The 22,010-nt window shown below is 74.0% G+C and carries 24 protein-coding genes; 13 read left to right on the plus strand and 11 right to left on the minus strand.

The annotated features are described in order from the left end of the window. Window positions 1–49: 49 nt before the first annotated feature. On the minus strand, window positions 50–2,224 hold the full coding sequence (locus tag LPU43_RS15070; protein ID WP_229401039.1) for an ATP-dependent DNA helicase: 2,175 nt from the start codon (window positions 2,222–2,224) through the stop codon (window positions 50–52). Between the two features lie 138 nt (window positions 2,225–2,362). On the opposite strand from LPU43_RS15070, the gene LPU43_RS15075 reads away from it, so the two are divergent. The 4 genes from LPU43_RS15075 (at window position 2,363) to LPU43_RS15090 (ending at window position 5,670) form a co-directional block, all read left to right on the plus strand. Beyond that, window positions 2,363–2,869, plus strand: a complete 507-nt coding sequence (locus LPU43_RS15075; RefSeq protein ID WP_229401040.1) for a DUF402 domain-containing protein — start codon at window positions 2,363–2,365, stop codon at window positions 2,867–2,869. 51 nt (window positions 2,870–2,920) lie between these two features. Next, the gene (locus LPU43_RS15080) at window positions 2,921–3,877 is read left to right on the plus strand and encodes a PPK2 family polyphosphate kinase (RefSeq protein WP_229401041.1); all 957 of its coding nucleotides are present in this window, start codon (window positions 2,921–2,923) and stop codon (window positions 3,875–3,877) included. A gap of 154 nt (window positions 3,878–4,031) precedes the next feature. Then, a complete protein-coding gene (locus LPU43_RS15085; protein WP_229401042.1) occupies window positions 4,032–4,658 on the plus strand; it encodes a DUF47 domain-containing protein in 627 nt (208 codons plus the stop codon). Between the two features lie 4 nt (window positions 4,659–4,662). Next, the gene (locus tag LPU43_RS15090; protein WP_229401043.1) at window positions 4,663–5,670 is read left to right on the plus strand and encodes an inorganic phosphate transporter; all 1,008 of its coding nucleotides are present in this window, start codon (window positions 4,663–4,665) and stop codon (window positions 5,668–5,670) included. A 61-nt stretch (window positions 5,671–5,731) separates the two neighbouring features. Here LPU43_RS15090 and LPU43_RS15095 read toward each other — a convergent pair whose 3' ends face one another. Then, complete coding sequence (locus LPU43_RS15095; RefSeq protein WP_229401045.1) at window positions 5,732–6,700, minus strand: Gfo/Idh/MocA family protein; 969 nt, start codon at window positions 6,698–6,700, stop codon at window positions 5,732–5,734. Between the two features lie 80 nt (window positions 6,701–6,780). On the opposite strand from LPU43_RS15095, the gene LPU43_RS15100 reads away from it, so the two are divergent. After that, window positions 6,781–7,614 (plus strand): NUDIX hydrolase, encoded by an 834-nt coding sequence (locus LPU43_RS15100; protein ID WP_229401046.1) that lies wholly within the window; start codon window positions 6,781–6,783, stop codon window positions 7,612–7,614. Window positions 7,615–7,681: 67 nt separating this feature from the next. Here LPU43_RS15100 and pstB read toward each other — a convergent pair whose 3' ends face one another. From pstB to LPU43_RS15135, 7 genes are all read right to left on the minus strand, one after another. Continuing rightward, entirely contained in the window at window positions 7,682–8,458 is a 777-nt protein-coding gene (gene pstB, locus LPU43_RS15105; protein ID WP_229401113.1) for a phosphate ABC transporter ATP-binding protein PstB, read from the minus strand. A 20-nt stretch (window positions 8,459–8,478) separates the two neighbouring features. Then, the gene (pstA, locus tag LPU43_RS15110; RefSeq protein ID WP_229401047.1) at window positions 8,479–9,567 is read right to left on the minus strand and encodes a phosphate ABC transporter permease PstA; all 1,089 of its coding nucleotides are present in this window, start codon (window positions 9,565–9,567) and stop codon (window positions 8,479–8,481) included. Window positions 9,568–9,808: 241 nt separating this feature from the next. Continuing rightward, window positions 9,809–10,849, minus strand: a complete 1,041-nt coding sequence (gene pstC / locus LPU43_RS15115; RefSeq protein ID WP_229401048.1) for a phosphate ABC transporter permease subunit PstC — start codon at window positions 10,847–10,849, stop codon at window positions 9,809–9,811. 44 nt (window positions 10,850–10,893) lie between these two features. After that, window positions 10,894–11,991, minus strand: coding sequence for a phosphate ABC transporter substrate-binding protein PstS (gene pstS, locus LPU43_RS15120; RefSeq protein ID WP_229401049.1), 1,098 nt, complete (start codon window positions 11,989–11,991; stop codon window positions 10,894–10,896). Between the two features lie 218 nt (window positions 11,992–12,209). Beyond that, on the minus strand, window positions 12,210–13,136 hold the full coding sequence (gene mshD / locus LPU43_RS15125; RefSeq protein WP_229401050.1) for a mycothiol synthase: 927 nt from the start codon (window positions 13,134–13,136) through the stop codon (window positions 12,210–12,212). A gap of 128 nt (window positions 13,137–13,264) precedes the next feature. Then, window positions 13,265–14,203, minus strand: a complete 939-nt coding sequence (locus tag LPU43_RS15130) for a polysaccharide deacetylase family protein (protein WP_229401052.1) — start codon at window positions 14,201–14,203, stop codon at window positions 13,265–13,267. Between the two features lie 162 nt (window positions 14,204–14,365). Next, window positions 14,366–15,085 (minus strand): winged helix-turn-helix transcriptional regulator, encoded by a 720-nt coding sequence (locus LPU43_RS15135; protein WP_229401114.1) that lies wholly within the window; start codon window positions 15,083–15,085, stop codon window positions 14,366–14,368. Window positions 15,086–15,330: 245 nt separating this feature from the next. Between LPU43_RS15135 and LPU43_RS15140 the strand changes: the two genes are divergently transcribed. The 6 genes from LPU43_RS15140 (at window position 15,331) to LPU43_RS15160 (ending at window position 20,118) form a co-directional block, all read left to right on the plus strand. Further along, on the plus strand, window positions 15,331–16,377 hold the full coding sequence (locus tag LPU43_RS15140) for a hypothetical protein (protein WP_229401055.1): 1,047 nt from the start codon (window positions 15,331–15,333) through the stop codon (window positions 16,375–16,377). Window positions 16,378–16,512: 135 nt separating this feature from the next. Next, window positions 16,513–17,301 carry an LmeA family phospholipid-binding protein gene (locus LPU43_RS15145; protein ID WP_229401057.1) on the plus strand — a complete coding sequence of 263 codons (789 nt, stop codon included), beginning with the start codon at window positions 16,513–16,515 and terminating at the stop codon, window positions 17,299–17,301. Window positions 17,302–17,405: 104 nt separating this feature from the next. Next, window positions 17,406–17,483, plus strand: a complete 78-nt coding sequence (locus LPU43_RS28930; protein WP_311202345.1) for an Ms5788A family Cys-rich leader peptide — start codon at window positions 17,406–17,408, stop codon at window positions 17,481–17,483. 212 nt (window positions 17,484–17,695) lie between these two features. Then, complete coding sequence (locus LPU43_RS15150) at window positions 17,696–18,544, plus strand: sulfurtransferase (RefSeq protein ID WP_229401059.1); 849 nt, start codon at window positions 17,696–17,698, stop codon at window positions 18,542–18,544. Between the two features lie 3 nt (window positions 18,545–18,547). Next, window positions 18,548–18,871, plus strand: a complete 324-nt coding sequence (locus LPU43_RS15155; protein ID WP_229401061.1) for a DUF1416 domain-containing protein — start codon at window positions 18,548–18,550, stop codon at window positions 18,869–18,871. Between the two features lie 398 nt (window positions 18,872–19,269). Then, the gene (locus LPU43_RS15160) at window positions 19,270–20,118 is read left to right on the plus strand and encodes a hypothetical protein (protein ID WP_229401062.1); all 849 of its coding nucleotides are present in this window, start codon (window positions 19,270–19,272) and stop codon (window positions 20,116–20,118) included. Between the two features lie 121 nt (window positions 20,119–20,239). On the opposite strand, the gene LPU43_RS15165 is transcribed toward LPU43_RS15160, so the two are convergent. Further along, a complete protein-coding gene (locus tag LPU43_RS15165) occupies window positions 20,240–20,602 on the minus strand; it encodes a DsrE family protein (protein WP_229401063.1) in 363 nt (120 codons plus the stop codon). Between the two features lie 23 nt (window positions 20,603–20,625). Between LPU43_RS15165 and mtfM the strand changes: the two genes are divergently transcribed. After that, on the plus strand, window positions 20,626–20,730 hold the full coding sequence (mtfM, locus tag LPU43_RS28685) for a small membrane protein MtfM (protein ID WP_043966460.1): 105 nt from the start codon (window positions 20,626–20,628) through the stop codon (window positions 20,728–20,730). Window positions 20,731–20,785: 55 nt separating this feature from the next. Further along, window positions 20,786–21,379, plus strand: coding sequence for a heme-binding beta-barrel domain-containing protein (locus LPU43_RS15170; RefSeq protein ID WP_229401064.1), 594 nt, complete (start codon window positions 20,786–20,788; stop codon window positions 21,377–21,379). Window positions 21,380–21,467: 88 nt separating this feature from the next. On the opposite strand, the gene LPU43_RS15175 is transcribed toward LPU43_RS15170, so the two are convergent. Next, the coding region (locus tag LPU43_RS15175; protein WP_229401065.1) for an aminotransferase class IV at window positions 21,468–22,010 on the minus strand (543 nt) is incomplete at its 5' end.

Genomic DNA, 22,010 nt, shown 5'->3' on the forward strand with positions numbered 1-22,010 from the left:
AACCGTCCGGGCCCGCTCCCGCCACTCGCGGGGGCGGGCCCGTCCGCGCTCAGGACTTCCCGAGCCGCTCCAGGGCGCCCCGGGCCACCTCGGGCCGGGTCGTGTACCAGAACGGGGGCAGCGAGCGGCGCAGGAACGGGCCGTACCCGCGCGCGGTCTCCAACCGGGAGTCGAGCACCGCGACCACGCCCCGGTCCCCGTTGGCCCGGATCAGCCGGCCCACCCCCTGCGCCAGCCGGACGGCGGCGATCGGCACGCTGACCGCCGCGAAGCCGGAGCCGCCGCCCGCGTCCACGGCGGCGGCGCGGGCCGCCGCGAGCGGCTCGTCCGGGCGGGGGAACGGCAGCCGGTCGATCACCACGAGCTGGCAGGAGTCGCCCGGAACGTCCACCCCCTGCCACAGCGACATCACGCCGAACAGGCAGCTCGACCGCTCCTCGCGGAACCTGCGGACCAGCAGCGGCAGCGACTCCTCGCCCTGGAGCAGCACCGGCAGGTCGGTCCGCGCGCGCAGCAGCTCCGCCGCCTGCTGGGCGGCCCGCCGGGACGAGAAGAGCCCGAGGGTACGCCCCCCGAGCGCCCCGACCAGCGCCAGCAGCTCCTCGCCGGCGGCCTCGGGCAGGCCGGAGACGCTGGGGCGGGGCAGGTGCGCGGCGACGTACAGGATGCCCTGGCGGGCGTAGTCGAACGGGGAGCCGACGTCGAGCGACCGCCAGCCCGGCCCCTCGGTGGCCGGGACGGTCCCCGTGCCGGCCCGGCTGCCCGGCGCGGCGGCGACCGGCGCGACGCCTCCCGGGGCGTCCCCACGGGCCGTGGCGGCGGCCAACGCGGCGGCGGCCGGGGACGGCGGGGCGGGCGGCGGCGCGTCCAGCCCCAGCGCCCGGGCCACCGTGTCGAACCGGCCGCCCAGCGCCAGGGTCGCCGACGTGGCCACGACGGTGCGCTCGTCGTACAGGTGGGTGGCGAGGGTGCCGGCGACCGACAGCGGGGCCACCACCAGCGCCCGGCGGCTGCCGTTGTCGGGCTTCTCCACCCAGGCCACGTCGTGGTCGGCCTCCTCCAGCAGCCGCTGGGCGGTGGCGGACAGCTCGTCCAGCACCGCCTTGGCCTGCTGCTTGCGGACCGGGTCCGGGTCGTCGGACTTCACGTCGCCGATCGCGTCCAGGGCGGCGCGGGTGGCCGAGTCGAGCAGCGTGCACGCCTCGCGCAGCGGGCCGGGCAGCCCGGCGGTGAGCCGGCCCCCCGGCACCTCGCCCAGCCCCACGGCGAGGGCGTCGCCGGCCTCGGTGAGCCGCTCGGCGACCTCCGGGCGCAGCAGCGGCCGGGCCCGCCGGGCGGAGCGGTCGATCAGCTCGGGCACCAGCTCGGCCTGGGCGGCGGAGGAGACCCGGTCGGCCAGCTCGTGCGCCTCGTCGACGATGAGCAGCTTGTGCGGCGGCACGATGTGCCGCCCGGCGAGCATGTCCACCGCGAGCAGGCTGTGGTTGGTGACCACCACGTCGGCCTCCCGGGCCCGCGCCCGGGACGCCTCGGCGAAGCACTCCGCCCCGAACGGGCAGCGGGACGCCCCCACGCACTCGCGGGCCGGCATGGAGACCAGCCGCCACGCCTGGTCGTCGACGCCCGGGTCCAGCTCGTCGCGGTCGCCGGTCTCGGTCTCCATCGCCCAGTCGCGCAGCCGTTGGACCTGCTTGCCGATCCGGCCGGCCTCGCCGAGCCACCTCCCGCCCCCGCCCCCGCCCCCGCCCCCGGGGCGGGGCTCGACGGCGTCGAAGAGGGTGTCCGTCGGCTCCTCATCGGTCGAGTTGTCCAGCCGGGCCAGGCAGAGGTAGTGGTGCCGCCCCTTGAGCACGGCGAACGTGGGCCGGCGGCCGAGCAGCGGCTCGACCGCGTCGGCGAGCCGGGGCAGGTCGTGGTCGACGAGCTGGGACTGCAGGGCCAGGGTGGCGGTGGAGACCACCACCGGCCCGTCCACGGTCAGCGCCGGGGTCAGGTACGCCAGCGACTTCCCGGTGCCCGTGCCGGCCTGCACCAGCAGGTGCTCGCGGGCGGCGACGCACTCCTCGATCGCGGTGGCCATCTCCTGCTGCCCGGGGCGGGCCGCGCCGCCGGGCACCGCACCGACCGCGGCGGCCAGCAGCTCCCCCGCGCTCGCCCGCTTTCCGCGCCGCCGGGGGGCGCTGCGGGGGAGGGCGGAACCGGGGGCGGTGCGCGGCAGGGTCACCGTGCGACGGTACCCGCCGCCACCGACGCGCCGGCCGCCCCCGGCCCCGCGTGGCGGGGTCACGGTACGGAATCCCGGCACCCCGCCCCGTTACTTCCGTCGCGCGACGGATGGGTGGTATCGACTAGGGTGCGACTCATGCCGAGCGACGTGGTCCGCGTGATCTACCGCAAGTACGACGGCAGCGCCCACCGCGACTACCCGGCCCTCCGGCTGGCCGAGGACGACCTCGGCGTCTGGCTCGGCGTGCGCGAGGGCACCGAGTCGGTCTACCACGGCCGGCCCTCGGTCGAGCAGATCCCGTTCGTGCTGCTGGTGCCCCGTCACGCCTGGTGGACGGGGATGTTCAACCCGCCCCCGCGCACCAGCGAGGTCTACTGCGACATCACCACGCCGGCCCGCTGGGAGGGCGGGGACACCGTCCACCTGTTCGACCTCGACCTCGACGTGGTGCGACGCCGGGGCACCGGGCTGGTCGAGCTGCGCGACGAGGACGAGTTCGCCGAGCACCGGGAGCGCTTCGGCTACCCGGACGACCTGGTGGCCGAGGCCGAGGCCGCGTCCCGCTGGCTGCTGGGAGCGCTCGGCGACGGCAGCGAGCCGTTCGCCACGTCGTACCGGAAGTGGCTGGCCCTGGTGGTCTGACCCCCGCCCGCTCGACGGGCGGGAGCGGGGGACGTGGGTGATGATCGTCTCATGACTGGGTCAGGGACAGAGGCGGTCGTGGCGCCCGAGGGCGGCACGGTGCGGGAGTTGCTGCGCGCCGGGCCGTCGGCGGTGGACCTGGGGGCGATCGACCCCCGGTCGACGCCGGGCCTGCCGGCCGCCGCCGGCAGCGGCAGGGGCCGCAAGGCGTGGGCGCGGGGGCAGGTCGAGCTGCTCGGTGCGGCGCTCGGCCGGCAGCAGGAGATGCTGTACGCCGCCGCGAGCGGCGTCGCCGGCCCGGGCGCGCCGGCCGGCGCCCCGACCGCCGCCGACCCGGGGCTGGGGCGCGGCCGTCCCGGGCGGGTGCTGCTGGTGCTCCAGGCCATGGACTGCGGCGGCAAGGACGGCACGATCAAGCGGGTGGCCGGCGCGATGAACCCGCTCGGCCTGCACATCCGCTCGTTCGGGCCGCCGACCGAGCAGGAGCGGCGGCACCACTTCCTGTGGCGGGTCCGGCGCGCGGTGCCCCCGCCCGGGTACGTCGGGATCTTCAACCGTTCGCACTACGAGGACGTGCTGATCGCCCGGGTCGAGTCGCTGGTGCCGGAGGCCACCTGGCGGGCCCGGTACGACGAGATCAACGCCTTCGAGCGGAAGCTGACCGCCGGCGGGGTGACGCTGCTCAAGGTGATGCTGCACATCTCCCACGCCGAGCAGGGGGCGCGGCTGCTGGAGCGGCTCACCGACCCGACGAAGCACTGGAAGTACCAGCCGAGCGACCTGGACTCCCGGGCCCGCTGGGACGACTACCAGGCCGCGTACGCGGAGGCCCTGAGCCGGTGCGGCGCGGACGCCGCGCCCTGGTACGTGGTGCCCGCCGACCGCAAGTGGTACCGCGACTGGGCGGTGGCCCACCTGCTCCGGGAGACGTTCGACGACCTGGATCTCGGGTATCCGCCGGCGGACTTCGACGTGGCGGCCGAACGCCGTCGATTGTGCGGCGGCTGACCCGGGCAAAGTGAACGGCAGGTAAACGACCAATGAATGGCGGCTGACCAGGGGTGGGCCGACGAATTCGTGGTTCTCCCCGGTTTCTAGCATTCCCGTTGCAGACCCTCCGGGGCGTCCGCCATCCTTCCACCGACACGACGAGGTCCAGGCTGTGAAGTTTTCCTTTCGCCCCACCGAGGGCGCCTTCTACGAGCTGTTCACCAGGGCCGCGCAGAACCTGGTGCGGGGCACCGACCTGCTCAACGAGCTGGCCCTGCCCGGCGTGGACGTGCAGTCGGTCAGCGAACGGCTCACCGAGGTGGAGCACGACAGCGACCAGATCACCCACGATCTGTACAAAAAGATCAACTCTACCTTCATCACCCCGTTCGACCGCGAGGACATCTACCGCCTGGGCTCGCTGCTCGACGACGTGATGGACCACCTGGAGGCCGTGGGCAACCTGCTCTACCTGTACGGCCTGACCAAGCTGCCGGCGCTCCCGCGCGAGCTGCACGAGATGGTCAACGTGCTGGACCAGCAGGCCAAGCTGACCGCCGACGCGATGCCCCGGCTGAAGTCGATGAAGGACCTCGAGGACTACTGGATCGAGTGCAACCGCCTGGAGAACGACGGCGACCAGATGTACCGGATGCTGCTGGTCCGCCTCTTCTCCGGCGAGTACGACGCCCTGACCGTGCTCAAGATGAAGGAGGTCGCCGACGAGCTGGAGGCGGCCTGCGACGCCTTCGAGCACGTGGCGAACACCGTCGAGACCATCGCGGTCAAGGAGTCCTGAGCCTGTGAGTCCGGAACTCATCGCCGTGCTGGCGGTGATCGCGGTGGCCCTGGCGTTCGACTACACCAACGGCTTCCACGACGCCGCCAACGCGATCGCGACCAGCGTCTCCACCCGCGCCCTGACCCCCCGGATCGCGCTCGCCCTCGCGGCGGTCGGCAACTTCGTCGGCGCGCACTTCGGCGCCGGCGTCGCCAAGACCGTCGGCGACGGCCTGGTCACCCTGCCGACCGGCATCGGGAGCCTGGGGGTGGTCTTCGCCGGGGTGCTCGGCGCCATCGCCTGGAACCTGATCACCTGGTACTTCGGCCTGCCGTCGTCGTCCTCGCACGCGCTCTTCGGCGGGCTCGTCGGCGCCACCCTGCTGTCCACCGGCGGCATGGTGCAGTGGGCCACCATCGGCGAGAAGGTCCTCCTGCCGATGGTGCTCTCGCCGATCGTCGGCCTGACCCTGGGCTACCTGCTCATGCTGGCCCTGCTCTGGATCTTCCGCAACGGCCACCCGGGCAAGCTGAACCGCGGCTTCCGCTGGGCGCAGACCGCCTCGGCGGCGGCCATGTCCGTCGGCCACGGCATGCAGGACGCCGCGAAGACCATGGGCATCGTGGTCCTCGCCCTCTACACCGGCGGCTTCCAGGACGACAAGAGCCACATCCCGGGCTGGGTCTTCTGGACCTCGGCGGCCATGCTGGCGGCCGGCACCTACGCCGGTGGCTGGCGGATCATCCGCACGCTCGGTCGCAAGATCATCGACCTGGGGCCGTCGGAGGGCTTCGCCGCCGAGACGGTGGCCAGCTCGGTGCTCTACTTCAACGCCCTGGTGCTCCACGCGCCGATCTCCACCACCCACACGATCACCTCGGCGATCATGGGCGTGGGCGCGACGAAGCGGCTCTCCGCCGTGCGCTGGAACGTCGCCGGCAACATCGTGATCGCCTGGGTCATCACGTTCCCGGCGGCGGCGCTGATCGCCTGCGTCACGTACCTGCTGGTCCGCCCGATCTTCGGCTGACCGTGCAAGGAAGGGCCCCCTGTTAACGCCTGGCGTTGTACAGGGGGCCCTTCCTAACACCTCAGCGGTAGTGCACGCCGATCTGCTCCCGCACGGCGTCGAGCAGGCCCATCACCTCCAGGGTGGTGGCGTGCGGGACCAGCGGGCTCTCGGTCAGCCCCTCGGCGAGGCAGCGCTGCACCTCGGCGGCCTCGTGCTGGTAGCCGCCGCCGGTCAGGTCGGCGGGGATCGTCTCCGGCTCGCCAACGCCCCGGTACAGGGTCGCCGACGGCGGCCGGAAGAACGGCGCGGGCAGGTCGATCCGGCCGGTGGTGCCGGTGATCGAGGCGGCCAGCGGGGTGGCCCCGACCATGCCGCAGCTCAGCGTGGCGAGCGCGCCCGAGTCGTACCCGAAGATCATGCCGGTGTTCTCGTCCACCCCCTCCGGGCCGATCTTCGCCCAGGCCCGGACGTGCTGCGGCACGCCGAGCAGCAGGTGCGCCAGGCTGACCGGGTAGACGCCCACGTCGAGCAGCGCGCCACCGCCCAGCGCGCGGGCCCGCATCCGGCTCTCCGGCGGGAACGGCCCGGCCACCCCGAAGTCGGCCTGCACGCTCGTGACCTCGCCGATCGCCCCCTCGGCGATCAGCTCGACCACCCGCAGGACCAGCGGGTTCGTCCGCATCCACATGGCCTCCATGAGGAAGACCCCCCGGCTGCGGGCCGCCTCGACCAGCTCGACGCTGTCCGCCAGGTCGAGCGTGAAGGGCTTCTCCACCAGCACCGCCCGGCCGGCGGCGAGGCAGGTCATCGTCGCCTCGTGGTGCGCGGCGTGCGGCGTGGCCACGTAGATGACATCCACCTCGTCGTCGGCGGCCAGCTCCGCCCAGGAGCCGTACGCCCGCTTCGCGCCGTGCTTGTCGGCGAACCGCCGCGCGCCGTCCGGCGTCCGCGAGCCGACCGCCACCAGCTCGGCCCCCGGCACCAGCCGAAGATCCTCGGCGAAGCGACCGGCGATGTGTCCGGTGGCCAGAATCCCCCAACGTGTCATGCGCTCACGCTAGCCGGGGCCGGCCGGGCCCCCGGGTCCGCCGGAGGGGCCCCTCCACCCGGCGGGACTAGGCTCGGCGCATGACGATCGAGAGTCAGGGTTTCGCCGCGCCGCCGGCCCTGGTCGAGCACGCCCGTCGCTTCCGCGCCGAGGGCGGCACCCCGGCGCGGCCCCGGGTCGCGGCCACCGTGCTGCTGCTCCGCCCGGCCGGCGTCGACTTCGAGGTGTACGTCATCCGTCGCGTCGCCGCGATGGCCTTCGGCGGCGTGTACGCCTTCCCCGGCGGCGGGGTGGACCCGTCGGACTCCCAGGCCCACCTCGACTGGGCCGGCCCGGAGCCGGCCGGCTGGGCGGGGCGGCTCGGTGTCGCGCCGGACGCCGCCCAGGCGGTGGTCTGCGCCGCCGCCCGGGAGGTCTTCGAGGAGTCCGGGGTGCTGCTGGCGGGGCCCGACTCCTCGACCGTGGTGGGCGACGTCAGCGGCGACGACTGGGAGGCCGCGCGGCAGGACCTGGAGGCCCGGCGGCGGGGCTTCGCCGACCTGCTCGGCGAGCGGCGGCTGACCCTCCGGTCGGACCTGCTGCTGCCGTGGAGCCGCTGGATCACCCCGGAGTTCGAGCCGCGCCGCTTCGACACGTACTTCTTCGTGGCGCTGCTGCCGCAGGGGCAGCGGACCCGCGACGTCTCCGGCGAGGCCGACCACACGATGTGGGTCCGGCCGGCGGACGCCCTGGCCCGGGCGGAGGCCGGCGAGCTGACGATGCTGCCGCCGACCCTGGTCACGCTGGCGCAGGTGGCCGCCGCCGGCGACCTCGCCGGGGTGGCCCACGCGTCCGCCACCCGCGACGCCGCCACCCCGGTCACCCCGCGCCTCGACCTGCCGACCGGCGGCGAGCCCCGCTTCGTGCTCGACTGACGTGTGCTGCGTTGGGAGGGGGCCCTTCCTATACCGAAAGCGTTAACAAGGTGCCCTTCCTTGCACCTCAGCCGAAGCGGCCAGTGATGTAGTCCTCGGTCTTGCGCACGCTCGGGTTGCTGAAGATCTTCTGGGTGTCGTCGTACTCGACGAGGCGGCCCGGGTCGCCCGTCCGCTCGATCGAGAAGAAGGCCGTGCGGTCGGAGACGCGGGCCGCCTGCTGCATGTTGTGCGTGACGATGATGATGGTGAACCGGTCCTTGAGCTGGAACATCAGATCCTCGATCGCCAGCGTGGAGATCGGGTCCAGCGCCGAGCAGGGCTCGTCCATCAACACCACCTGCGGCTCGACGGCGATGGTGCGGGCGATGCAGAGCCGCTGCTGCTGGCCGCCGGACAGGCCCGCGCCGGGCTTGCCGAGGCGGTCCTTCACCTCGTCCCAGAGGTTCGCCGCGCGCAGCGAGTTCTCGGCCGCCTCGTCCAGGATCGACTTTTTCCGCACGCCGTTGAGCCGCAGCCCGGCCACCACGTTGTCGTAGATGCTCATGGTGGGGAACGGGTTGGGCCGCTGGAAGACCATGCCGATCATCCGGCGCACGGCGGTGACGTCCACGTCGCGGTCGTAGATGTTCTGCCCGTCGATGGTCAGGTCGCCCTCGACCCGGGCCCCCGGCAGCACCTCGTGCATCCGGTTGATCGACCGCAGGAACGTCGACTTCCCGCAGCCGGACGGCCCGATCAGGGCGGTCACCGTCTTCGGCTCGACGGTCAGGTTGATGTCCTCGATCGCCTTGAACCCGCCGTAGTAGGCGGTCACGTTCGTGGCGTCGATGCGCTTGGCCATGGTGGTGGTACCTCCGATGTTCATCGGCCGAGCCGATTGCGGCGGGACAGCAGCTTTGCCGCGATCGTCAGGACCAGCACGAGGGCGACCAGGGTCAGCGCGGCGGTCCACGCCCGCGCCGGGGCGTACCGCGACGCGTCGCCGGCCTGCTGGTAGACGAAGAGGGCCAGCGACGACTGGTTGTCCTGGAACGGGTTGAAGTTGATCGCCGCGCCGCCGCCGGCCACCAGCAGCACGGGGGCGGTCTCGCCGGCCGCCCGCGCGACGGCGAGCATCACGCCGGTGACGATGCCGGGCAGCGCCGTGGGCAGCACGACCCGCAGGATCGTCTTCCACTTCGGCACGCCGAGGGCGTACGCCCCCTCGCGCAGCGGGGCGGGGACGAGCCGCAGCATCTCCTCCGTGGAGCGGACCACGGTGGGCAGCATCAGCACGCTCAACGCGAGCGCGGCGGCGAAGCCGGAGAAACCGGGCCGCCCGTCGTTGAACACCGGCGAGACGACCAGCACCCAGAACGCCAGCACGAACAGGCCGGCGACGATCGACGGGATGCCGGTCATCACGTCGACGAAGAACCGGATCGTGGCGGCGAACCGGCCCCGGCCGTACTCGACCACGTAGATCGCGCAGAGGAGCCCGAGCGGGACGGTGATCAGGGCGGCGATCCCTACCTGCATCAGCGTCCCGACGATCGCGTGGTACGCGCCGCCGTCGGGATCCCGGGCACCGATGTTGTTCATCGACGTGCCGAAGAAGTCGCCGTCGAGGCGCTCCGCGCCCCGGCTCACCAGCGTCCAGACCACGGAGGCCAACGGCGCGACGGCGAGCACGAACGCGGAGTGGATCAACGCGCTCCAGAGGCGGTCCCGGGCCGCGCGCCGCCCCTCGACGACGTTGGCGACCGCGAAGAGGCCGACCAGGTAGAGCAGCGCGGCGGCCACCACGACGAGCACCGGGCCCCCGGCGCCGGTGCCGTACGCGAGCGCCGCGGCGACCAGCAGGGCCGCCAGGGCGACGGCCGGCGGGGCGTACCGGGGCAGACGCCGGGCCCGCAGCGTCTCCGGCGCGTCCGGCGGCCGGGTCGGTCGGGGTGCGACGGAGGTGGTCATGCTGGGCTTCCTTCGGTTCGCGGGGCTCGCAACACCGGCTCGCTCCTCGCGCTCACGCTGGGCTGGCTTTCGGTTCGCGACTGCGGGGCTCGCAACACCGGCTCGCTCCTCGCGCTCACGCTGGGCTGGCTTTCGGTTCGCGACTGCGGGGCTCGCAACACCGGCTCGCTCCTCGCGCTCACGCTGGGCTGGCTTTCGGTTCGCGACTGCGGGGCTCGCAGGCCCGGCTCGCTCCTCGCGCTCACGCGGCCGACTCGGTGAACTCGCGGCGACGGTGGATGATCGCCCGCGCCGTGATGTTGACGATCAGCGTGATGGCGAACAGCACCAGGCCGGAGGCGATCAGCGCGCCCCGGCCGGTGGCGTTGGCCTCGCCGAACGCGTTGGCGATGTTCGCGGCCACGGTGTTGCCGCCGTTGGTGATGAGGTTGAACGAGATGCCGAAGGTGATGCCGAGGGTCATCGCCAGGGCAATGGTCTCGCCGAGCGCGCGGCCCAGGCCGAGCATCACCGCGGCGACGACGCCGGGCCGGCCGTACGGGAGCACGGCGGTGCGGATCATCTCCCAGCGGGTCGCGCCGAGGGCGAGCGCCGCCTCCTCGTTCGCGGTCGGGGTCTGGAGGAACACCTCGCGGGAGAGCGAGGTGACGATCGGCAGCACCATGATCGCCAGCACCAGCGACCCGAGCATGATCGACCGGCCGAACGGCCCGTCGCCGCCGAAGATCGGCAGCCAGCCGAAGTGCTGGTTCAGCCAGGCGGAGAAGTCCCGTACGGGGTGGACGAAGACGTCCCGGCCCCAGAGCCCGAAGACCACGCTCGGCACGGCGGCCAGCAGGTCGATCAGGAAGCCGAGCGCGGTGCCGAGCCGGCGCGGGGCGTAGTGGGACAGGTAGAGCGCGATGCCCAGCGCCACCGGCACCGCGATCAGCAGCGCCAGCGCGGAGCTGAGCACCGTGCCGAAGGCGAGCGTGCCGATGCCGAACTTCGGGGCGGGGTCGTTGGGCGACCAGCCCTCGTACGTCCAGAAGTTCTCGGTGTTGGCCCGCAGGGCGGGCACCGCCTTGGCGACGAGGAACACCGCGATGGCGGCGATGATCACCAGGACGGCGGTGCCGGCGGCCACGGTCAGGGCGCGGAAGGCGCGCTCCGCGCCGAAGGCCCGCGCCCGGGGCAGGCCACCGCCGCCGCCGAGGGCACCCCCGTCCCGGGTACGCGGCCCGGCCACCGCCTCGGCCTCGGGTGCCGGGGCGACGGCCGGGCGGGCAGTCGTTTCACCCATCTGCTCGCTCGCTTCGCTTCGAGGTGGTGTCGGTGTCCGTACGGTCAGGAGAGGTTTCCGACGGCGGCGGCGACCTTGGTGCGGACCGACTCCGGCAGCGGCGCGTAGCCCAGCTCGGTCAGCTCCTTCTGGCCCTCGGCGCTGGCCGCGTGGCCGAGCAGCCCCTTGACCAGCGGCAGCTTGTCGGCGGCGAGGCCCTTGCCGCAGACGATCTCGTAGGTCACCAGCACGATCGGGTACGCCCCGGCCTGCGTGGTGTTGTAGTCGACCGTCATCTTCAGGTCGTCGCCCTGGCCCTCGATCGTGGCCCCGGCGATGGTCTTGCCCGCGTTCTCGGCGGTCAGCTCGGCGAACTCGCCCGCGCCGTTACCGATCTTGGCCATCTTCAGGCCGGCGTTCTCGGCGAAGGACCACTCCAGGTAGCCGATCGATCCGTCCGCGCCCCGGACGGAGCTGGCCACGCCGTCCGAGCCCTTCGCGCCGGTGCCGCCCGGGGCCTTCCACGCCTTGGCGTTGTCGAAGGTCCAGTCCGCACCGGCGGTCTTGGCCAGGAACTTGGTGAAGTTGTCGGTGGTGCCGGACTCGTCGGAGCGGTGCACCGTCTGGATGGTGGTCGACGGCAGCTTGGCGTCGGGGTTGTCGGCCTTGATCGCCGGGTCGTCCCATTTGGTCACCTTGCCCGCGAAGATCTTCGCTAGGGTGGCCGGCTTGAGCTGGAGGTCGTCCACGCCGCCGACGTTGTAGGCGACGGCCACCGGGCCGATCACCATCGGCAGGTGGATGGCCTTGCCGCCGCCGCACTTGGCGTCGGCCTGCGGCTGCTCCTCCGGCTTGAGGGCGGAGTCGGAGCCGGCGAAGTCGGCCGTGCCGGCGATGAACGCCTGGATGCCCGCGCCGGAGCCGGAGGGCTCGTAGTTGATGGTGCTGCCGGAGCACTTCTGCTGGTACGCCTTGATCCACTCGGCCATCGCGTTCTTCTGCGCCGAGGAGCCCTGCGCGTTGAGGGTGCCGGTGGCGCAGTCGGCCGAGCCGGACGCGGAGGCGCCGGCGGCGGGCTCTTCGTTGTCCGAGCCGCAGGCGGAGAGACCGAGCACCGCGGTAAGGGCGAGGCAGGCGATCGTGCCGTGCCGCTGGAGCTTCACCTGAGGGGTTCCCTTCACGTCTGAGCGAGCCGTCGCCGGTCCGGCCCGGGGAGGGCCGGCGCGACGGGCTGACCTGAAAGCTAGGGGCGTCAGGTAGCCGGATCGCCGGTCGCGCGTGAACGAGGGGTGAACAGGTGAGGCCGGTCAGGTGACCGGCGGCTGAGGTGGGGCTGTCCGTGGCGTGAACTCACGGACGGTCGTCGTCGGGCGGGGCGGCCTCAGCCGAGCTGGTAGTTGACGTGCCCGCACCAGCGGGCGAAGCCGGTGCGCTCGTAGAGCGCGACCGCCGCCGTGTTCGACTCGTCGACGTAGAGCATCACCCGGCTCAGCCCGCGCCGGTCGCGCAGGTGCGCCAGCCCGGCCGTGGTCAGCGCCCGGCCCAGCCCGCCGCCGTGGTAGCCCGGGTCGACCGCGAGCACGTAGACCTCACCGATCCCGGCCGAGTCGGGCCGGGCGTGCACCTTGGTCCAGTGGAAGCCCAGCAGTCGGCCGGTGGCCGACTCCACGGCGAGCAGGAATCCGGCCGGGTCGAACCACGGCTCGGCGAGCCGGGCCCGCAGGTCGGCCGGCGTCCAGCGGCCCTGCTCGGGGTGGGTGGCGAAGGCCCGCGCGTTGAGCGCGAGCCAGGCGTCGTCGTCCGCGCCGGGGACGAACGGCCGCAGGACCACCCCGTCGGGCAGGCGCGGCTCGGGCAGCGGGGCGGCCAGCGAGCGGCGGAGCTGCCAGAGCACCCGGGCGCGGGTGAGGCCGAGGTCGACGGCGAGGGCGGCGGCCGACGGGTGGTCGCCGTGCGCCCAGGCGCGCAGCGGACCGGGGGCGGCGGCCAGCACCGCCCCGGCCAGCGCCCGGCCGGTGCCCCGCCCCCGGCGCGCCGGGTGGACGGCCAGCTCCGCGCCGACGCCGGCGGACGGGTCGGTGGTGTCCAGGTGGGCGTAGCCGGTCAGCGCCCCGTCCGCCGCGCGGGCGACGAGGTGGACGGCCGGGGCCTGCGGGTCGCGCAGCCGCAGCAGGGTGTGCTCGTCGAACGGGGCGGCGCCGTCGGCGTCCCCGGCGGCGCCCGCCAGGGCCAGCACGTCGGCCGCCTCGGCCGGGGTCAGCACGTCGGCCCGGGTCACCCGGTCGGTCGTCGGCTCGGCGCTGTTCACCCGGACAACCGTAACGGGTGGCGGGCCGGTCCGCGGCGCGGCGTACCGACGGCGGGCCGATCGGCGCGAGCTGATCGGTGGCGCGACTCACCGGCGGCGCGACTCACCGCGGTGTGGCGCGCCGGCCGTCAGGCCGTGCCGGTGGGCAGGGCCTCCAGTTCGAAGCGGCCGGTGAGGTCGGGCAGGAGGCGGTACAGCGCGTCGACCGTGCCCTGCCGGTTGCCACCCGCGTCGTGCAGCAGCACGATCGAGCCCGGCCGCACGTAGGTCGAGACGACCGTGGCGATCCGCGCGGCCCCGGGGGCGCGCCAGTCCGACGGGTCGACGTCCCAGTGCAGCGGGACCAGGCCCAGGTCGTCGGCGACCGACACCACCGGGTACGTCCACGCGCCGCCGGGCTGGCGGAAGTAGGGGATCCTCGCGTCCGGGACGGCGGCCCGGATCGCCGCGTTGGCCCGCAGCAGGTCCGCCCGGATCACGTCCACGGATCGGCGTCCGAGCAGCTCGTCGTGGTCCCAGGAGTGGTTGCACAGGGTGTGGCCGTCCGCCGCGATCGCCCGGATCAGGTCGGGGTAGTCCTGGGCCCTCTTTCCGACGACGCAGAACGTGGCCCGGACGTGGTGCTCGCGGAGCACGTCGAGGACCTGCGGGGTGTAGCGCGGGTCCGGGCCGTCGTCGAAGGTGAGCGCCACCTCCGGCGAGCCGGTGGTGACCTGGGCGCCGTAGAGCCCGTCGCCCGGCGTCGCCTCCGGCGGCTGCCCGTCGTCGCCGTTCCGCCCGGGGTCGCCGGCCTGCCCGGGGCCGCCGTTGCGCCCGGCGTCGCCGTCCTGTCCGGTCTCGGTCGGCCCGGCGCTGGGCCCGCCGCTGGCGGGCGGCGTCGGCGAGGCGTCGGGCGTGGGGGCCGCCTCCGGCGGCTGGTCGGCGTAGTGCGCGTCGGTCGGGAGCCCGGTGGACTGCCGGCTGGGCTCGGGCACCATGCTCTGGCCCAGCGCGTACGCCGAGGCGAGCAGCGCGACCACCGCCAGGGCGGCGAGCCCGACGAACCGGCCGGTCGAGTCGGTGCGCATCAGCGGACGCCGCCGCTCGGTCGCCGGGACTGGTTTCTCGTCGCCCCCGTGGTCATGGCACGCACCCCGCCTCTTGCTCCGTCAACCTCGCCAGGAAAGGATAAAGGCGGCTAGTTGGGCAAAAGGGGCAAACGGGAAAGGTCTGGCAGGAGGTGGGGGTGGTCAGGCGGGGAGCGGGGCGTGCTCCGATTCGGGGAGCGCCCGCGACGGCGGCACGACGAACTTGTAGCCGACCTGGCGCACGGTGCCGATCATCGACTCGTACTCCGAGCCGAGCTTGGCGCGCAGCCGCCGGACGTGCACGTCCACCGTGCGGGTGCCGCCGAAGTAGTCGTAGCCCCACACCTCGCGCAGGAGCTGGTCGCGCGTGAACACCCGGCCCGGGTGCTGGGCGAGGAACTTCAACAGCTCGAACTCCTTGTACGTCAGGTCGAGCGGCCGGCCCTTGAGCTTCGCGGCGTACGTGTCCGGGTCGATGGTCAGCTCGCCGGCCCGGATCGAGCCGCCGGCCCCGGCAGTGGCGTTGCTGAGGCGGCCGACCGCCAGCCGCAGCCGGGCCTCGACCTCGGCCGGGCCGGCACCGGCCAGGATGACGTCGTCGACGCCCCAGTCCGCGTTCAGCGCGATCAGCCCGGCCTCGGTGACCACCGCGACCAGCGGCACCCCGGGCCCGGTCGCGTGCAGCATCCGGCAGGTGGCCCGCGCCTCGCTCAACTCCGACCGCGCGTCCACCAGGACGACGTCCGGGCTCGGGCCGGCGACCAGCGTGCGCACGTCGCGCGGCGCGGTGCGCACCGAGTGCGGCAGCAGGTCCAGCGCCGGCAGCACCACGGATGGTTCGCCCGCACGGGCGGTCACCAGCAGCAGGATCTCCACGATCACCTCCGTCCCGGCGGCTTCCACGGCCGCGCGGACCAGCGGCATCCCGGGTCGGGAGTGGCGCTGGGAAATTGCGTGGGCTCCGGCGTCGCTGACGGGCGGGTAACGGCCTGAGCCTAACCGATCGCCCTGCCCACGCCCCCGGGTCGCCTTCCCGTTTGTCCGCCTTGCCCACGATCGCGGCGCAGTTTTAACGCGGTCGAAACGGCGAGCGGCGCTGAGAGCTCCCGGTCTGGCACGATCGGGGCGTGTTCTCCTCGACCTCCCCCGAGGCCGGCCGGGACCCGTGGGCCGACGACGCCCACCCCGGGCCCGGCCGCGCGCACCCGCCGGCTCCGCGCGCCGAGCCGGATGCCGACGACGACGGCCCCCCGGCCCGACGGGGTCGCCCCCGACGGCTGCGCCGGGGCGGCGAGCCGGCCCGCCGGCCCGACGACGAGCCGGACGAGCCGGACGAGGAGGAGATCGAGCCGGTCGAGGTGCGCCGGCCGCTCGCCCTGACCGTCGCCGGGTTCGCCGCGCTGCTCGGCGTCGGCCTGGTGCTCGGCGCGCAGACCGCCGGACCGGGGCATCGGCTGCCGTTCGCCTTCGTCATCTTCGGCGTGCAGCTCCTGTTCGTCCTGGCCTGGACGATGGCCGCGCGCCCGCCCGCGCTGCTGTTGGTCGCCCTGTTCGGCGCGGCGGTGGCCGCCGCCGCCGACGTCGCCGCCGTCCGGTCGGACGTCGCCGGCCTCACCCCGCTCGGCTACCTCGCCGCCGGCGGTTTCGTGCTCGGCGTGCTCGGCCAGCTCGTCCGCCGGGCCGACCGGGTCCGGGTCACCGACGCGCTCGGGACCACCCTCTTCGTCATGTTCGGCGTGGTCGCGTTCACCACGCTGATCGTGCTCGGCCGCCTCCCGGCCGGCACCCAGGCGATCACCGTCTGCCTCACCGCCGCCGGGATCGCGCTGACCGTCGCCCGGATCACCGACGCGGTGCTGCCCTGGCCCCGGCTCGCCCCGCAGGTGCCCCGGGGCGCGGCGGGGGTGGTGCTCGGCGCGATGGTCGGCACGCTGGTCAGCGCGGTCCTCGGCAGCTACCTGGTCAGCTTCACCCCCACCAGCGGCGCGGTCGTCGGGCTGGTCGCCGCCGCCACGGCCGTGCTGACCGACCTCGCCGTCGGGTACGCCGAGGCGGGCCGGCAGATGGCCGGCGAGCCGCCCACGATGTGGGTGGCCCGGCACATGCAGGGCCCGCTCGGCGGCTTCGCCCTGGCCGCCCCGGCGGCGTACGCGATGTGCGTGCTGTTCCTCTGAACGACCGGCGAACCCGCCCGCCGGTGCGCGGGGCCGCGGTTGAGATTTCCACCCTCCGGGTACTGTGCGGTGCGCCGCGGCGGCGCCGGAGCGCGCTGAGCGGCACCAGTCACCGGCGGGACAGAAGGAGGCGGCGTGGCGGAGGCCTACCCGGCGAACGAGACGCGTCCCCGGCGACGCGGGCGCAAGGTACTCATCACGCTCCTGGTCCTCCTGCTGCTCCTGGGCGGGCTGCTGGTGATCGGCGACCGGGTGGCCACCGGGGTCGCCGAGCGGGCCATCGCCGACCAGGTCAGCAAGGAGATCGCCAAGCAGGACGCGCAGTCCTCGCCGCCCGAGGTCGAGGTGGCCGGCTTCCCCTTCCTCACCCAGGTGCTCGACGGTAAGTACGAGCGGATCTCCATCCGGCTGACCGACGTGCGGGGCTCGGTGCGCGGCGACGCGCTCACCCTGCCGACGCTGGACGTCGACGCGCGCAACGTGCGGGCCTCCCTGGAGACCCTGCGCACCCAGCAGGGCGACGTGACCGCCGAGACCGTCGACGGCACCGGCACCGTCACGTACGACAGCCTGGCCAAGCTCCTCGACCGCCCCGGGCTGACCCTCGGCGAGCGGGACGGCCAGCTCGTCGTCACCGCCCCGGTCGACATCCTCGGGCAGAAGCTGACCGTCACCGGCACCGCCGAGGTGAGCGTCGGCCAGGAGAACCAGGTGTCCCTGCGCTTCAACGACCTCGACGCCGAAGGGCTGCCGAACATCCCGCTGGCCCGCACCCTGCTGAACAACTACGCCAAGGGCATCTCGATCGACGTGCCGCTGCCCGAGCTGCCCTTCCAGCTCGCCCTGCGGGAGGTCAAGCCGCTGCCGCAGGGGCTCGCGGTGACCGCCGCGGCGAAGGACGTCCCGATCAACTCCGCCGGCTGACCCACCTGCCGTCCCGCCCGGCGCCGTCGACCTGGCGGGACGGACGTCCCGGATGCTGGTCGGTCCGGTGGCGTCGGGTGGGACGGCTGGTAGTCTCCCTGGTCATGGGGACGCTCCTCACCAAACGGCGCGCGGTCGACCTGTGCCGCGTGGCCACCTGCCTGTGTCGCCCCGTCATCTGACGGCGGGGCTGCTCTCGGCCGCCTGACGGCGGCCAACCGGCCACAGGGTCCGCGTACCCTCCGGTGGTTCTCTCCTCCGAACGCCCGGCAGCGGCGCCGTCGCACAAACCCGTGATCCCGTCCTTCCCTCCGGGGCCCGCGCGTGGTGCGACAGTTGAAATCCCCAATCCATCGCGTGGGCTCACCGTCCATTCTCTTCAGGGAGTGATCTGATGAGTCGCGACACCGCACTCGTCTCGGCCGAATGGGCCGAGAAGAACCTCGACGCCGCGGGCGTCGTCTTCGTCGAGGTCGACGAGGACACCTCGGCCTACGACACCGGCCACATCGCCGGCGCGATCAAGCTGGACTGGAAGACCGACCTCCAGGACCCGGTCCGCCGGGACTTCGTCAACAAGAGCCAGTTCGAGGCGCTCCTCTCCGAGCGGGGCATCTCCAACGACGACGTCGTCGTCCTGTACGGCGGCAACAACAACTGGTTCGCCGCGTACGCGTACTGGTACTTCAAGCTCTACGGCCACGGCGACGTCAAGCTGCTCGACGGCGGTCGCAAGAAGTGGGAGCTGGACGCCCGCCCGCTGGTCACCGACGCGGTGACCCGCCCGCGCACCCAGTACGTCGCGCAGGAGCCGGACAACGCCATCCGCGCCTTCCGGGACGAGGTCGTCGACGCGATCGGCACGAAGAACCTCGTCGACGTGCGCAGCCCCGACGAGTTCGCCGGCCGGCTGCTCGCCCCCGCCCACCTGCCGCAGGAGCAGGCGCAGCGGGCCGGGCACATCCCCACGGCGATCAGCGTGCCGTGGTCCAAGGCGGCCAACGAGGACGGCACCTTCAAGTCCGACGACGAGCTGCGCCAGATCTACGCCGCGGCCGGGCTGGACGATGGCAAGGAGACCATCGCCTACTGCCGGATCGGCGAGCGTTCCTCGCACACCTGGTTCGTGCTCCAGGAGCTGCTCGGCCACCGCAACGTGAAGAACTACGACGGTTCCTGGACCGAGTACGGCTCGCTGGTCGGCGTGCCGGTCGCGCTCGGCGACGAGCCCGGGGAGGCCTGAGCCATGACCATTTCCACCGCCGCCGGGTGCGCCGCACCCGACCAGGCCGCCCCGCTGCCGGCCAGCCTGGACCTGGAGAAGGAAACCGTCATCACCGGCGTCGTCCGGTCCGCCGCCGGCGAGGCCGTCCCGGGCGCGTACGTCCGGCTGCTCGACTCGACCGGTGAGTTCACCGCCGAGGTGGTGACCTCACCGGCCGGTCAGTTCCGCTTCTTCGCCGCCCCGGGCACCTGGACGCTGCGCGCCCTGTCCCGGCACGGCAACGGCGACACCGCCGTCACCGCCACCCGTGGCATCAACGAGGTGTCCGTCACGGTCCAGGCGTAAGGAAGGGCCCCCTGTCAACGCTTTCGGCATAGCAGGGGCCCCCTCTTAACACCCCGACACCAGGTCGGCGACATGGCGCATTCAGCCGCGTGTGAAAGCGCCATGTCGCCGACCTGGTGTCAACGGCTCCGAGCGGGCCCGCCCTTCCCACTTCCAGGGATTTCCGTCTCGCGCTCTGGGAGACGTGTGGATCTTGGTGCGAATTGGCCCCCAGCAGGAGGGCCGTTTCGTACCAAGATCTCGGCGGGTCCGGGCGCTGGCAGCCGCATTCGCTTTCCCGGGGCGGTGCGCCCAGGGCAGCGGCGGCGGGATCGGAAAGTCGGTCGCAGAGCGTGCCGGGCGTCTGAACGAGCCGGCGTGCCGGCGGGGGTGGCGACAGCGCGTGACACGATGGCCCGGTGAGTGGTACTGCGCAGACGGGATACGCCCCGCCGACCGGTCCCCCGGAGCCGACGCCCGCCCGCCGTCGGGCCCGCTGGCTGCTCGCCGCGACCGTGGCCTGGGCCGTCCTGCTCGGCGTGCTGACCTGGGTGTCGGTCCGCGACGACGCACCGACCGTCCGCGAGCAGCGCACCCTGGCCCAGGCCGGGCCGCTGGTCGACCGGGTGGTCGGTGAGCTGGTCGCGGCGGCCGGCGGTCGGGTCGTGGCGCTGGAGCCGGATCGGATCGAGCGCGGCTGCCGGGTGACGCCCCTGCTCGACGGCGCGACCCTGGAGCGCGGGGTGGAGATCCTCGAACCCGGCACCGACCCGCGCGCGGTGCTCACCGAGGTCGCCGACCGGCTCCCGGCGGGCTGGCGGGCCGGGGTACGGGTCACCGAGGACGGCCCCCGGCTGCGCGCCGACGCGGGGGAGTTCGTGCTGGTGCAGGGGCGGCCGGCCGGCGACGGCCGGATCAGGCTCACCGCCGACACCGGGTGCCGCCCGGTCGGCGACGGCTACCGCCCGCCCGCAGCGCAGGGCGGCCCGGAGGCGGACGCGCTCGCCGCCGCCCTGCGGGCGCTCGGCCAGCCGGCCGTCCCGACCGTCCACCAGGTCGCCGCGCCCTGCCCGGGCGGCGACCGCCAGGCCCGTACCGCCCGCGTCACCCTCGACCCGGCCCCGACGGAACCGGCCCGCGCGCTGGCCCCGCTCGCGGCCGGCCCGGCCCGCCTGGAGACCCCCGAGGTGTACGCCTACCGTCAGGGCCCGGTCACCGTGGCCCTGTCCGGCTCCACCCTGGCCGCCACCACATCCTGCGCCCCCTGACCCCCGCCCTCCATGACCCTGCCCGCTCGGGCGGCGTGCGGTGCTGCGGGCAGCGTGGGGCGGTGCGGGGCGTCGTGAGGTGGCGCGGGCGGCGTGGGTTGGTGCAGGGTGGCGTCGGGGCTCAGTAGACGAGGGCCTGGGTGCCCTCGGCCATCGCCTCCTCGACGAAGACCGCCGCGCCGGCGATCCGCACGCCGGGGAGGACGTCGTCGGGGCCGATGTCGCGCCGGGCCGCGCACTGCGTGCAGGCGGTGACATGGCCGGTGGTCAGGATCACGTGCAGCAGCTCGGCCAGCGGGGCGGAGTGCGGCAGCTCGAACTGCTGCGCCCGCCCCGGCAGGGCGAACCAGGTGGACTCCCCGGTCAGCCAGAGCGAGACGTCGACGCCGGCGGCGGCAGCCGTGGCGGCGACGGTGAAGGCTTGGGCGCACCGCTCCGGGGCGTCGGCCCCGGCGGTGACCTTGACGACGAGAGTGCGGGCCACGGGCCCAGCATAGGATGGCCGGGATGGTTACCGAGATCGGGTTCGTCAGCCTGCTGGTCGCCGGCCTGGGCGCGCTCGCCGGTGGCCTGGTCTACGTTGCCGTACGCATTTCGAGAGGACGTTGGTGAGCGCGAGGAGTGAGCCGGGCGTGCGAGCCCCGCAGTCGCGAACGGGGATGACGCGGTGAGCGACGAGAATCCGCTCCAGCCGCCGTGGCTGAACGCGCCCCCGGTCGACCCGTACCCGTACGAGGAGAGCCACGACCTGCGCGTGGGCCCGAAGCTGCACCCGACGCTGGACGGCCTGTTGCCGTACGTCGGGGTGTGGCGGGGCCGGGGCCGGGGCGGCTACCCCACGGTCGAGGACTTCGACTTCGCCCAGGAGATCCGGATCAGCCACGACGGCCGGCCGTTCCTGCACTACGAGTCGCGGGCGTGGATCCTCGACGAGCAGAGCCGCCCGGTGCGCCCCGGCGGCCGGGAGGTCGGCTGGTGGCGTCCGGTGCTCGACGGCGACGGCCGGGCCACGGACGAGCTGGAGGCGCTGATGACGGTGCCCACCGGCGTGATGGAGCTGCACATCGGCAAGCGCAAGGGCACCCAGGTGGAGTTCGTCACCGACGCGGTGGTGCGCACCTCCACGGCCAAGGAGGTCACCGCCGGCCACCGCCTCTTCGGCATCGTGGAGGGCGCGCTCCTCTACGCCCAGGACATGGCCGCCGTCGGCCACCCCCTGAGCCCTCACCTCTCGGCCCGCCTCCTCCGCGTAGCCGGCTAACCCCCACCTCACCCCGCCCCACCCCGTCCCGCGTCGATCATGGAGTTGACGGCGGAGACGGAGATCCGGACTGCCGCCAACTCCATGATCAACGCTGCGGGGGCGGGGGGAAGCCCAGGAGGGCTTGGAGGGCGGCGGTGTGGGGGGAGCGGGGGAGCGGGGTGCCGTCCAGGGTGTGCAGCGGGGCCAGGCCGCGCAGGGACGAGGTGAACCAGACGCCGTCGGCGGCGTGCAGCTCGGCCGGGGTGACCATCCGCTCCTCGGCGGTCAGGCCGAGGTCGGCGGCGTGGGCCAGCAGCCAGGCGGCGGTCACCCCCGGCAGGATGCCGGTCTCGGCGGCCGGCACGGTGCACAGGGCCCGCCCGGCCAGCCAGACCACGTTGGACGTCGGCCCCTCCAGGGCGTACCCGTCGGTGGAGACCCACAGCGCGTCGTCGACGCCGTGCGCGGCGGCCCACCGGCGGGCGGCGACGCTCACCGCGTACGACGTCGATTTGATCCCGGCCGGCAGCCAGTCCAGCGTGGGGCGGGCGCGGGCGGCCACGCCCAGCGGCAGGGTCGCCACGGCGATCCCGGCGCGGCGGGCCCGGCGCGCGGTGGCCGGCACCTCGGCGAGCGTGGCGTGGACCGA

The sequence above is a fragment of the Micromonospora okii genome, from assembly GCF_020884795.1.
GTDB classification, from domain to species: Bacteria; Actinomycetota; Actinomycetes; order Mycobacteriales; family Micromonosporaceae; genus Micromonospora; species Micromonospora okii.